Origin of the sequence: Streptomyces sp. NPDC002176, assembly GCF_044903645.1 — a bacterium.
Taxonomy (GTDB): Bacteria; Actinomycetota; Actinomycetes; order Streptomycetales; family Streptomycetaceae; genus Streptomyces.
In genome coordinates, this window is record NZ_JBJDQW010000003.1 from 405,672 (window position 1) to 418,233 (window position 12,562).

The window sequence follows — 12,562 nt, forward strand, 5'->3', positions numbered from 1 at the left end:
CTTCCGCAATTCCTAAGGAGCAACAGAAACCATGGCGGTTTCCGTAACCCTTCCGGCGCTCGGTGAGAGCGTCACCGAGGGCACTGTCACCCGCTGGCTGAAGGCCGAGGGCGAGCGCGTCGAGGCCGACGAGCCGCTGCTCGAGGTGTCGACCGACAAGGTCGACACCGAGATCCCCTCGCCCGTCTCCGGCACGCTGGCCTCGATCAAGGTCGCCGAGGACGAGACCGTCGAGGTCGGCGCCGAGCTGGCCCTGATCGACGACGGCTCCGGCGCCCCCGCCGAGACCGCGGCCCCCGCGGCCGAGGCCCCCGCCGCCGAGGCTCCGGCCCCGGCCGCCGAGCAGGCCCCGCAGGCCGCCCCGTCCACCGAGCAGGAGGCGCCCGCCCCGGCGCCGACCGCCGAGGCGACCTCCGGCGGCGGTTCCGCCGAGGGCACCGACGTGGTCCTGCCCGCGCTGGGCGAGTCGGTCACCGAGGGCACCGTCACCCGCTGGCTGAAGTCGGTGGGCGACTCCGTCGAGGCCGACGAGCCGCTGCTCGAGGTCTCCACGGACAAGGTCGACACCGAGATCCCGGCGCCCACCTCGGGCACCCTGCTGGAGATCGTGGTCGGCGAGGACGAGACCGCCGAGGTCGGCGCCAAGCTCGCCGTCATCGGCGTCGCGGGTGCCGCCCCGGCCGCCGCGCCCGAGGCCCCGAAGGCGCCCGCCGCCGAGGCCCCGGCCGCCCCGGCTCCGGCCGCTCCGGCTCCGGCCGCTCCGGCTCCGGCCGCCCCCGCCGCCGAGGCCCCGCAGGCTCCGGCCCCGCAGGCCCCGACGGCTCCGGCGCCGCAGCAGCAGACCACCCCGGCTCCCGAGCCGGTCCCGTCCGCTCCGGTCCCGGCTCCCGCGCCCGCCCCGGCTCCGGCCGCCCCGGCGACCGCGCCCAGCGCGCCGACCGCCACCCAGGCGACCGACGAGGGCGCCTACGTGACCCCGCTGGTGCGCAAGCTCGCCGCGGAGAACGGCGTCGACCTGGCGTCGGTCAAGGGCACCGGTGTCGGTGGCCGCATCCGCAAGCAGGACGTCACCGCCGCCGCCGAGGCCGCGAAGGCCGCCGCCGCCCCGGCTCCGGCCGCGGCCCAGGCTCCGGCCGCCGCGAAGAAGGCTCCGGCGCTGGAGGTCTCCCCGCTGCGTGGCCAGACCGTCAAGATGACCCGCATCCGCAAGGTCATCGGCGACAACATGGTCAAGGCGCTCACCGAGCAGGCCCAGCTCTCCTCGGTCGTCGAGGTCGACGTCACGCGTCTGATGAAGCTGCGCGGCAAGGCGAAGGACTCCTTCGCCGCCCGTGAGGGCGTCAAGCTCTCCCCGATGCCGTTCTTCGTCAAGGCCGCCGCGCAGGCGCTGAAGGCCCACCCGGTCATCAACGCCCGCATCAACGAGGCCGAGGGCACCATCACCTACTTCGACACCGAGAACGTCGGTATCGCGGTGGACTCCGAGAAGGGCCTGATGACCCCGGTCATCAAGCACGCCGGTGACCTCAACCTCGCGGGCATCGCCAAGGCGACGGCGGAGCTGGCCGGCAAGGTCCGCGCCAACAAGATCACCCCGGACGAGCTGTCCGGCGCGACCTTCACCATCTCCAACACCGGTTCGCGCGGCGCCCTGTTCGACACGATCATCGTGCCGCCGAACCAGGTCGCCATCCTCGGCATCGGCGCCACGGTGAAGCGCCCGGCCGTCCTGGAGACGGAGGAGGGCACGGTCATCGCCGTCCGCGACATGACCTACCTGACCCTCTCCTACGACCACCGCCTGGTCGACGGCGCCGACGCGGCCCGCTACCTGACGACGGTCAAGCAGATCCTGGAGGCGGGCGAGTTCGAGGTAGAGCTCGGCCTGTAACCCCCGGCCTGTGAAGAAGCCCCCTTGTCGAACGACAAGGGGGCTTCGCCATTCCAGCGCAGGTGAGCCGCCCCCACCCAGGGGCGCGGGGAACTGCGCGACCAGCCACGACGAACCCGCACCCGCACGCACGGCACGCGCATGACAGCCGTATTGTCTAGAGGCCAGCCCCTTGAAAAGGAGCCCCCATGACCGCGCCCGTAATCCACTCGCTGCGCGAACAGATCCGCGAGCACATCGTGGAGGGCATCGTCAGCGGCCGCTGGCAACCGGGCGAGCGCATCGTGGAACGCAGGATCGCCACCGAACTGGAGGTCAGCCAGACCCCGGTCAGGGAGGCCCTCCGCGAGCTGGAATCCCTCCGCCTGATCGAGTCCGCCCCCAACAAGGGCGTACGCGTACGCAACCTCACCGCGGCCGACCTGGAGGAGAGCTACCCCGTCCGAGCCGGGCTGGAAGCCATCGCGGCGGAACTGGCGGCCGAGACCCTGGCGGAGAGCTGCGAGGCCCTGGAGCCCCACGTAGCGGCCCTCTACGAGGCCGACAGGGCCGCGGACGGCACCGGCCAGGTCCGCCACACCGTCGGCTTCCACCGCGAACTCGTCCGCGCCGCGGGCAACTCCGTGCTGCTGCACACCTGGGAGGGCCTGGGCATCGAGGTGTTCACCGCCCTGTCGATCCGCTGGCTCGGCACCGTCCAGCAGTCGTACGCCGAGGAGCACGAGGAGCTGGTGCAGGCGTTCCAGCGCCGCGACCCCCGGATCGCCGAGCTGGTGAAGGCCCATGTGCTGGGCTGCGCGCCCCGCCCCTGAACGCCCCCTGAACGCCCCCTGGACCGGCTGAGCGGCACCTCGCTCACCTGGGAAAACAAGGCACCGGGTGCCTGTACGAAAGACACCGGGTGCCTACTTTCGCGTAAAGACTGGGTTTTCGCTCCCAAACCTTTGATCGATCATCGATCAGGGAGTTATTGTCACCGACGGACTTCTACCGAGTTCTCGCCCTGTCCTGCCAAAGACCAAGGGCAACCCCGAACCCTCACCCATGAGGGATTCCCCCTTCGACTGAGGAAGGCGGCGAGATGACCGACCCCAACGCCATCCAGCCGAGCGCGCTGGACCAGCTCCCGGACCGCGACCCCGAGGAGACCGCCGAGTGGCGCGCCTCCCTGGACGCCGTCGCCAGGGAAGCGGGCCCGCACCGCGCCGCGTACCTGATGCGGCGCACGCTGGAGCGTGCCGAGGCGGGCGGCGTCGCGCTGCCGAAGCTCCTGGAGACGGACTACGTCAACTCCATCCCCACCGCCGCCGAGCCGGGCGTGCCCGGTGACGAGGCGATGGAGACCCGGATCACCGCGTGGAACCGCTGGAACGCGGCGGCCATGGTCAGCCGGGGCAGCAAGCACGGCGTCGGCGGCCACATCGCCACCTTCGCCTCGGCCGCGTGGCTGTACGAGACCGGCTTCAACCACTTCTTCAAGGGCAAGGAGTCCCCGGACGCCGACGGCTCCGGTGACCAGCTCTACATCCAGGGCCACGCCTCCCCCGGCATCTACGCCCGCGCCTTCCTCGACGGACGGCTGAACGAGGGCCACCTCGACAACTTCCGCCAGGAGGCGGGCGGCAACGGCCTGCCGTCGTACCCGCACCCGCGGCGGCTGCCCTGGCTGTGGGAGTTCCCGACGGTGTCGATGGGCCTCGGCCCGCTCTCCGCGATCTACCAGGCGCGGTTCAACCGCTACCTGACCAACCGCGGCATCAAGGACGTCTCCGCGTCGCACGTGTGGGCGTTCCTCGGTGACGGCGAGATGGACGAGCCGGAGTCGACGGCGGCCCTCGCGCTCGCCGCGCGTGAGGAGCTGGACAACCTCACCTTCGTCATCAACTGCAACCTGCAGCGCCTGGACGGCCCGGTCCGCGCCAACTTCAAGATCGTGCAGGAGCTGGAGGCCCAGTTCCGGGGCGCGGGCTGGAACGTCGTCAAGACGCTGTGGGGCACCGCCTGGGACGAGCTGTTCCAGCTGGACACCACGGGCGCGCTGGTCCGCCGTCTGCGCCAGGTGCCGGACGCCCAGATCCAGACGTACCAGACGCGCGACGCGGCCTACATCCGCCAGGACTTCTTCGGTGCCGACCCGGCGCTGGTGGAGATGGCGAAGCTGCTGAGCGACGACAAGATCCTCGAGTGCTTCCACCTGTCGCGCGGCGGTCACGAGGCCCGCAAGGTCTTCGCCGCGTACAAGGCGGCCGTGGAGCACAAGGGCGCGCCGACCGTGATCCTGGCCCAGACGGTCAAGGGCCACACCCTCGGCCCGGGCTTCGCCTCCAAGAACGCCAACCACCAGATGAAGAAGCTCTCGGTGGACGAGTTCAAGGCGATGCGGGACCTGCTGGAGCTGCCGATCGCGGACAGCGCGTTCGCCGACGGCCAGGTGCCCTACGGCCACCCGGGCGCCGACTCCCCCGAGGTCCGCTACCTCCAGGAGCGCCGCGCGGCCCTCGGCGGTCCGGCCCCGGCCCGCCGTACGCACGCGCTGGCGCCGCTGCCCGCCCCGGCGGAGAAGGCGTTCACCTCGTTCGACAAGGGCTCCGGCTCGCAGAACGTGGCGACCACCATGGCGTTCGTCCGCCTGGTCAAGGACCTGGTCCGCGACAAGGAGACCGGCAAGCGCTGGGTGCCGATCGTCCCCGACGAGGCGCGCACCTTCGGCATGGAGTCGCTGTTCCCGTCGCTCGGCATCTACTCGCCCAAGGGCCAGACGTACGAGCCGGTCGACCGCGACCAGCTGATGTACTACAAGGAGGCCAAGAACGGCCAGATCCTCAACGAGGGGATCACCGAGGCCGGTTCGATGGCCGACTTCATCGCCGCGTCCACCGCGTACGCGACGCACGGCGAGGCGATGATCCCGTTCTACATCTTCTACTCGATGTTCGGCTGGCAGCGCACGGCCGACCAGATGTGGCAGCTCGGCGACCAGCTCGGCCGCGGCTTCCTCGTCGGCGCGACGGCGGGCCGTACGACCCTGACGGGCGAGGGTCTCCAGCACGCCGACGGTCACTCCCCGGTGATCGCCGCGACCAACCCGGCCGCGCTGACGTACGACCCGGCGTTCGCCTACGAGGTCGCCGCGATCGTCAAGGAGGGTCTGCGCCGGATGTACGGCGAGGCCGCGCCGGGCGAGGACCAGGACGTCTTCTACTACCTGACGGTCTACAACGAGCCGATGCCGCAGCCGGCCAAGCCCGCCGTGCCCGGCATCGACGAGGGCATCGTCAAGGGCCTGTACCGGTTCAACACGGCCGAGTCCGCGGGCGTCACCGTCCCGGCCAACGCCCCGCGCATCCAGCTCCTGGGCTCGGGCACCGCGATCCACTGGGCGCTCGACGCGCAGCGGATGCTGGCCGAGGAGTGGGGCGTGGCCGCCGACGTGTGGTCCGCGACCTCCTGGTCCGAGCTGCGCCGTGACGCCATGGACGCCGACGCGGCCCTGCTGCGCGGCGAGGAGCGGGTGCCGTTCGTGCGCCGGGCGCTGCAGGGCGCCGAGGGCCCGGTCCTCGCGGTCTCCGACTACATGCGCCAGGTCCCGGACCAGATCGCGCAGTGGGTCGACCAGGACTGGTCCTCGCTCGGTGCGGACGGCTTCGGCCTCTCCGACACCCGCGCGGCGGCCCGCCGTCACTTCGGTGTCGACGCCGAGTCCATCGTGGTCGCGGCCCTGGCCCAGCTCGCCAAGCGCGGCGGGGTCAAGGCGACGTCGGTGAAGGAAGCCCGCGAGAAGTACGGTCTGTGACCTCCTGAGGTCGGAAGAAGGGGTACGGCGTCCTGCCGTACCCCTTCTTCGTTCTCCCGCTGATTCCCGTGCCGTTCCGCGTGCGGGGTGGGGGTCCAGGCCCGATGCTGGTGCCGTGATGGACGAGACGGAGTTCTGGGAGCTGATCGACGCCACCCGCGAGGCCGCCGAGGGCGACCCCGAGGAGCAGGCCGACCTGCTGGTGGACCGGCTGCTCCAGTTCGACCCGGACATGGTGCTGGACTTCGCCCGTCACTTCGAGGCCCGCTACAACCGCGCCTACCGCTGGGACCTGTGGGGCGCGGCCTGGCTCCTGCTGGACGGGGCGAGCGACGACGCCTTCGACTACTTCCGCTGCTGGCTCATCGGCCAGGGCCGCGAGGTCTTCGAGGGCGCCCTGCACGACCCGGACTCCCTGGCCGAGCTGCTGGACGAGTTCGACGAGGAGATCGACGGCGACGGCGAGGAACTGGGCTACGCGGCCGACGAGGCGTACGAACGCCTCACCGGCGTGGTCGCCCCCGACCTGGGCATCGCCCCCGCCCCCGGCGAGCCCACGGGCACCCCGATCGACTTCGAGAACGACGGCACCCTGGCGGACCGCTACCCGACCTTGTGGGACCGCTTCAAGCCCTAGTGGCTGCGGCCCTGGAGGCGGGCTGCCTTGGCTCGGATGGTGGGGAGGGTGGCGGTGAGGGCCGCGCCGGGGCAGGTGGTGGGGTAGGCGTCGTTGTGGCCGGCCACGGTGGGGAGGGTGGCGGCGGTGCCCGACCGGTAGCGGCTGAGGCCGCTGGTGGAGACCAGGCGGACGCGGGCGCGGGGGTCGGTGTCGGAGGGGCCCAGCTTCCAGGCGGCCAGCGCGGCGATGGCGTCGGTCATGGCGGGTGGGACCGAGGCGCCCGCGGTGAAGGTGCCGAGCGCGGCGATGCCCGCCGAGCGGTGGTTGAACCCCTGGGTGTGGGCTCCGGTGACCGCCCGGTCCATGCCCCCGGCGCGGCCCTCGTAGATGGTGCCGCAGCGGTCGACGAGGAAGTTGTAGCCGATGTCGTCCCAGTGCCGGGCGCCGGTCTGGCCGGAGTACAGCGCGCGGATGATGCGCGGGGCGTCGGCGCAGTCGTAGTCGTTGGGCGAGTCGGTGTGGTGGACGAAGACGGCGACGACCCGGTCGTCGTAGCGCGGCGGGGGCTGCCTGCGCAGGGTGGCGCGGTCGAGCCAGGTGGAGCGGGGCAGGATGGCCGGGCGGGGCGCGTGGTGGACGACCGGGACCGTGCTGGGCGCGGGATGCGCGGGCTGGGCCCGGACGGCGCGCTCGCTGCCCCGCGCGAGCAGCAGCAGGGCGAGGACCGCGGTCAGGGCCGGCAGGGCGCCGGGCAGGCGGGCGGTACGCCACGGGCGCGTCCACTTCATGATCCCACTGTCGGCCCGGCGCGACGGGTCCGCGATGTGTGGTGTGCCACCCGGTGGAACCATCGTCCTGGTCCGGGGCGTTTCTGGGGGTACACGCATGCGGGGACAGGGGTCGCCGTGTGCGGCCGGGCGCGTGACTGATCAGCGGGCGCGCGCCGCCCGTACCAGGGGCGAGACACTCCCCAGGGGGTACGAGAGAAAGGCGGCTTCGTGGACCTGCTCGACGTGCTGCTCGTGCTGGTGATCCTGCTCTACGCGGCTTCGGGGTACCGGCGCGGGCTGGTGGCGGGCTGTGTCTCGCTGGCCGGTTTCGTGGGCGGCGCGGCGGTCGGGGTGTGGGCGCTGCCGTGGGTGACCGGCTGGGTGTCCCGCGGCTCGGTGGCGGCGACGGTGGTCGCGGTGCTGACGGTGCTGGTGCCGGGCATGATCGGGCACGAGCTGGCGGGCAGGCTGGCGCTGCGGCTGCGCAGCCGGATGGACCGGGCGGGCAGCAGTCCGCTGCGGGTGGCGGACGGCGTCGGGGGCGCGGCGGCCAACGGGGTCGCCGTACTGCTCGTGGCGTGGGTCGCGGCGAGTGTGCTGGGCGCGGCGCCCTCGCAGACGGTGACGACGGCGATCCGTAACTCGGCGCTGCTGGGCGCGGTGCAGCATTCGATGCCGGAGACCACCCCGGCCTGGTTCTCCCGGGCGACCTCCGCGCTGACGGAGGCGGGTTTCCCGCAGGTCTTCAACCCGTTCGAGAACGAGTCGACCGCGCAGGTGGCCGAGCCGTCGGGCGACAGTGTGACCCCGGCGGCCACCGAGGCGGCCCGGCGCAGCACGGTGAAGATCGAGGGATCGGCGGGCGTGGAGGGCCGCGAGGGCAGCGGTTTCGTGTACGCGCCGCGCCGGGTGATGACGAACGCGCACGTGGTGGCCGGTATCGACGATCCGACGGTGCGCATCGGCGGGGTCGGCCAGGTCTACGCGGCGCGGGTGGTGCTGTTCGACCCGGACAAGGACGTGGCGGTGCTGTACGTGCCGGGGCTGCGGGCGCCGGTGCTGCCGTTCGACGACTCCGCGAGGCGTGGCGAGTCGGCGGTGGTCGCGGGGTATCCGCAGGACGGCAGCCTGAATCTCCAGGCGGCGACGGTGGCGAACCGGGTGCGGGCGACCGGCCAGAACATCTACAGCGACCGTACGGTCACCCGGGAGATCTACTCCATCCGCTCCACCGTGCGGCCGGGCAACTCGGGCGGCCCGCTGCTGACCACGGACGGCCGGGTCTTCGGTGTGGTCTTCGCCCGCTCCACCTCCAGCTCCGAGACGGGGTACGTGCTGACGGCGGCTGAGGTCTCGGCCGACGCCCGGCGGGCGGAGACGGCGACGGTGCCGGTGGACACGGGTCGGCTGATCACGTCGTAGGGGGCGTTTTCGGGGCCGTTCGGATCACGGCGGGCCCCCCTGATCCCGGGTATGCGGGGCATGCTGGGATCATGGACTCTTCCCGAATCGCGGTGGCCGGTGCGTCCGGCCTCATCGGCAGCGCCCTGGTGCGGTCCCTCACCGACGACGGGCACCAGGTGGTGCGGCTGGTCCGGCGGGAGCCGCAGGGCCCGGACGAGGTCCGCTGGGACCCCGAGGAGCAGTACGTGGACGCGGCCGGGCTGGCCGGTGTCGACGCGGTGGTGAACCTGGCGGGGGCCGGGATCGGGGACCGGCGCTGGACGCCGGAGTACAAGCGGGTGATCCGGGACAGCCGGGTGCTGGGCACGACGGCGCTCGCGGAGGCGGCCGCCTCCCTGCCGGAGCCGCCGCGGGTCTTCGTGAATGGCAGCGCGATCGGCTTCTACGGCGACACCGGCGACCGGATCACGGACGAGGAGGCCCCGCCCGGCGAGGGTTTCCTGCCCTCGGTGTGCGAGGAGTGGGAGGAGGCGGCGGCGCCGGTGCGGGAGGCGGGCGTGCGGACGGCGTTCGTGCGCACCGGTCTGGTGGTGGCGTCCGGCGGCGGGGCGTGGGCCAAGATGTTCCCCCTGTTCAAGGCGGGGCTCGGCGGGCGGCTCGGGGACGGGCGGCAGTACTGGTCGTACATCGCGCTGCACGACGAGGTGGCCGCGATCCGGCACATCCTGGACCGCGACGACCTGTCCGGGCCGTTCAACCTGACCGCGCCGCATCCGCTGACCAACCAGCAGATCACCGAGGCGATGGGCCGGGTGCTGCACCGGCCGACGCCGTTCCCGGTACCGGCGGCGGTGCTGCGGACGGTGCTGGGCGAGATGGCCGGGGATGTGCTGGGCAGTCAGCGGGTGGTGCCCACGCGGCTGCTGGAGTCGGGGTTCCAGTTCGCGTTCCCCGGCATCGAGGACACGATCCGCGCCGCGGAGTAGAGCGCGGAGCAGACCGCCGACTAGACCGCGGAGCAGTCCGGCGGCATAGGCGTGATCTTGGTGGGCACCGAGCGGACATGACCGTATGCGACCGCCGTGCGACCGTGCTCTGCCGACGCGCGACTGACCCTGACCGACAATGACCCTAACCTCGACCCGAACTCGCGTATCCGGCGGGCCAGTTGAGGGCATGACCTCTCCACCGGCCGCGCAACCACAGGAGGGGCCTCGTGCTTGAGCCCGCGTACCAGGTGGACGTCGTCGTCGTGGGGGCCGGGGTCGCCGGACTCGCGGCGGCCCATCGGCTCACCAGCGCAGGAGTGACGACCGCAGTACTGGAGGCCGCCCCGGAGGTCGGCGGCCGCATGTCGACCGAGCGGGTCGACGGTTTCCGTCTCGACCGCGTCGGACGGCCACTGACCACACCCGGCACCGAACTGCGCACCGCGCCGGGCCTGGAGCCGCTCGCCCTGCGGCAGTTCGCGCCCGGCGTGCTGCTGCACCGGGACGGCCGCACGCATCGCGCGGGCGCTCCGGCACCCGTAGGGGGCGCAAGGGGCGCACTCCATGTGGTGCGCGCCCTGGCGAGCGCCCCCAGGGGCCCGGTCGCCGTGCCCGGCCGGACCGGGACACCGGTCGGCGGGGCGTGGGACCAGGCCCGGCTGAACGCCGCGCTGACCCGGATCGCCGCCACCCCGGTCGACCGGCTGCTGACCCGCCCGGAGCAGGCCGCCGCCGACGCCCTGGCCGCGCGCGGGATTCCCGCCCGTACCGTCGACGGCTTCCTGCGCCCGCTGCTCGCCGCGCTGCTGTGCGACCCGGAGCTGAGCACGTCCAGCCGAGCCGCCGACCTGGCCCTGCGGGCGTTCGCCGGAGGGCGGCTGAGCGTGCCCGCGGGGGGCGCGGCGGCGCTGCCCGAGCTGCTGGCGGGCGCCCTGCCGCCCGGCACGGTGCGCACCGGGGTACGGGTCACCTCGGTCTCCACCACCTCGGTGACCACCGCCGAGCACGGCGTACTGCGCTGTCGCGCGGTGCTGCTGGCCACGGACGCCCGCGCGGCCGCCGAGCTGCTGCCGGGCCTGCGCGTCCCGGACTTCCACCCGGTGACCGTCGTCCACCACACCACCGACGACCCCGGCCCGGCGCTGTCCACGGGCGCCTCGCTGCTCCTGGACGCCGACCGGGGCGGCCCGGTCGCGCACACCGCGGTGCTCAGCGAGGTCGACCCGGGCCGGGCCCCGGCCGGGCGCGCGCTGATCTCCTCGACGGTGCTGGGCACCCCGCCCGAGGACGTGGACTCCGCCGTCCGCGCCCACCTGGCCCGGCTCTATGGCACGCCCACGAACCGTTGGGAAACCCTGGCCGTGCACCACACCCCGGACGCGGTCCCGGCGATGCGCCCCGCGTACGACCCCCATCGCCCGGTACGCCTCCTCGCGGGCCTCTATGTGTGCGGCGACCACCGCGACATCGGGACCCTCCAGGGCGCCCTGCACTCGGCCACCCGGGCCGCCACGGCCGTCCTGACCGACCTGGGGGCCACCACCTCGATGCACCTGGCGGACCCGCCCGCGTCGATGCCACGCGCGGCCTGACCCGTAGGGGGCGCCCACGGCCTGGGCGCCCCTCTGCCGCTACCCCAGCGCCGCCACCCGCTCCCGGTACCCGCGTGCCGGGGGCGCGTCGCGGTAGGGCTCCAGGCGGCGTTCGAAGTCGCGGATGTACTCCACGGCCCGGACCGAGCGCATCTCGGCGGCCTGACCGGCGGCCTCGGCGGCGAGGGCGCACGCCTGGTCGAGGTCACCGAGGCCGAGGCGGGCGGTGGCCAGCACCACGCGGGAGAACAGCCTGCTGCGGGCGTGGGCGGCGGAGCGCAGCCGCAGCGAGCGCTCCGCGTGCTGGGCGGCCGCCCGGAACTGGTGCAGGTCCCGGTGGCAGTGGCCGAGTTCGTCGGCGAGCTGGGCCTCGTCGAAGAACCGCGCCCAGTGCGGCACGTCGTCGCCGGGCCGCGCCGTCTCCAGGGCGCGTTCGGCGCGTACCAGCGCGCCGGTGCACGCGCGCGCCTCCGCGAGGACGGCGTGCGCCCGCGCCTCCGCCGCGTGCAGCAGGGCCTGTACGACCGGCGGCGCGCCGGTGCCGATCCCCTGCTGGGCGACCCGGGCGAGCTGGACGGCCTCCCGCCCGTGCCCGAGGTAGACGGCCTGGCGGCTCATGGTGACCAGCACATAGGAGCCGTAGGCGCGGTCCCCGGCCGCCTGGGCGAGCCGCAGGGCCTGCACGAAGTACCGCTGCGCGAGCCCGTGCGCGGCGATGTCGTACGAGGTCCACCCGGCGAGGCGGGTGAGGTCGGCGGCGGCGCCGAACAGCCTGCGGCCGGTCTGCTCGGAGTAGCTGCCGCGCAGCATCGGCTCGCACTCGTGCTCCAGGTAGCGCACCAGCGCCTGCCGGGCGTGCCCGCCGCCGTACTGGTCGTCGAGCGCCCGGAACAGCTCCCCCACCGAGCGCAGCGCGGCGAGGTCCCCGCCGGTCACCCGGTGTCCGGAGGGGCGCTCGGGGGCGGGTGCGGGGGCGCGTGCGGGTCCGGCCTGCGCAGGTACACGGACGACGGGTTCGCGGGCCACCCGGTCGTCGGCCTTGCCGATCAGCCAGTCCCGGCTGGGCACGACCAGCCCCGCGGGCGTGAACGCGATCTTGCGCAGTTCGGCATGGCTGCCGGAGTCCTTGCGCCACAGCCCGCTGACGATGTCGACGGCCTCCTCGGGGGTGCCCGCGAACTCCAGACCGGCGTACACCGGCGCGCAGGCGTCCAGACCGAGGTCCTGGGCGGTGAGCCGACGGCCGAGGCGTCGGGTGAACACCTCGGCGATCAGCGCGGGAGTGGTCCCGCGCGGCTGCTGTCCGCGCAGCCAGCGGGTGACGGAGGTCTTGTCGTATCTGAGGTCCAGCCCGTGTTCCAGGCCGAGCTGATCGACGCGACGGGCCAGACCCGCGTTGGAGAACCCCGCCTCCGCGATGAGCGTGGCGAGCTGGCGGTTGGGGGTGCGCTGCGCGGGTCGGTCCGTCATGTGCGGTGCGGTCTCCTGCCTGACAGGCCACTGA

At 73.4% G+C, this 12,562-nt stretch carries 9 protein-coding genes; 7 read left to right on the forward strand and 2 right to left on the reverse strand.

Annotated elements, in window-relative coordinates:
• Nucleotides 1–31 precede the first annotated feature (31 nt).
• From sucB to ACI2LY_RS15655, 4 genes are all read left to right on the forward strand, one after another.
• Nucleotides 32–1,891: a 2-oxoglutarate dehydrogenase, E2 component, dihydrolipoamide succinyltransferase gene (gene sucB / locus ACI2LY_RS15640; protein WP_404707604.1), complete on the forward strand. Its 1,860-nt coding sequence runs from the start codon at nucleotides 32–34 to the stop codon at nucleotides 1,889–1,891.
• Between the two features lie 188 nt (nucleotides 1,892–2,079).
• Entirely contained in the window at nucleotides 2,080–2,703 is a 624-nt protein-coding gene (locus ACI2LY_RS15645) for a GntR family transcriptional regulator (RefSeq protein ID WP_161149184.1), read from the forward strand.
• Between the two features lie 269 nt (nucleotides 2,704–2,972).
• Nucleotides 2,973–5,684, forward strand: coding sequence for a pyruvate dehydrogenase (acetyl-transferring), homodimeric type (aceE, locus tag ACI2LY_RS15650; RefSeq protein WP_404707605.1), 2,712 nt, complete (start codon nucleotides 2,973–2,975; stop codon nucleotides 5,682–5,684).
• A 118-nt stretch (nucleotides 5,685–5,802) separates the two neighbouring features.
• Nucleotides 5,803–6,321: a DUF4240 domain-containing protein gene (locus ACI2LY_RS15655; protein ID WP_404708149.1), complete on the forward strand. Its 519-nt coding sequence runs from the start codon at nucleotides 5,803–5,805 to the stop codon at nucleotides 6,319–6,321.
• On the opposite strand, the gene ACI2LY_RS15660 is transcribed toward ACI2LY_RS15655, so the two are convergent.
• On the reverse strand, nucleotides 6,318–7,091 hold the full coding sequence (locus tag ACI2LY_RS15660) for a peptidoglycan recognition protein (RefSeq protein WP_404707606.1): 774 nt from the start codon (nucleotides 7,089–7,091) through the stop codon (nucleotides 6,318–6,320). The two genes, ACI2LY_RS15655 and ACI2LY_RS15660, sit on opposite strands and share 4 nt — an antisense overlap.
• A gap of 210 nt (nucleotides 7,092–7,301) precedes the next feature.
• On the opposite strand from ACI2LY_RS15660, the gene ACI2LY_RS15665 reads away from it, so the two are divergent.
• From ACI2LY_RS15665 to ACI2LY_RS15675, 3 genes are all read left to right on the forward strand, one after another.
• Nucleotides 7,302–8,495: a MarP family serine protease gene (locus ACI2LY_RS15665; RefSeq protein WP_404707607.1), complete on the forward strand. Its 1,194-nt coding sequence runs from the start codon at nucleotides 7,302–7,304 to the stop codon at nucleotides 8,493–8,495.
• Between the two features lie 71 nt (nucleotides 8,496–8,566).
• Nucleotides 8,567–9,463 carry a TIGR01777 family oxidoreductase gene (locus ACI2LY_RS15670; RefSeq protein WP_404707608.1) on the forward strand — a complete coding sequence of 299 codons (897 nt, stop codon included), beginning with the start codon at nucleotides 8,567–8,569 and terminating at the stop codon, nucleotides 9,461–9,463.
• 230 nt (nucleotides 9,464–9,693) lie between these two features.
• A complete protein-coding gene (locus tag ACI2LY_RS15675) occupies nucleotides 9,694–11,058 on the forward strand; it encodes an FAD-dependent oxidoreductase (protein WP_404707609.1) in 1,365 nt (454 codons plus the stop codon).
• Between the two features lie 39 nt (nucleotides 11,059–11,097).
• Here ACI2LY_RS15675 and ACI2LY_RS15680 read toward each other — a convergent pair whose 3' ends face one another.
• On the reverse strand, nucleotides 11,098–12,528 hold the full coding sequence (locus ACI2LY_RS15680) for a regulator (RefSeq protein ID WP_404707610.1): 1,431 nt from the start codon (nucleotides 12,526–12,528) through the stop codon (nucleotides 11,098–11,100).
• Between the last annotated feature and the right edge of the window lie 34 nt (nucleotides 12,529–12,562).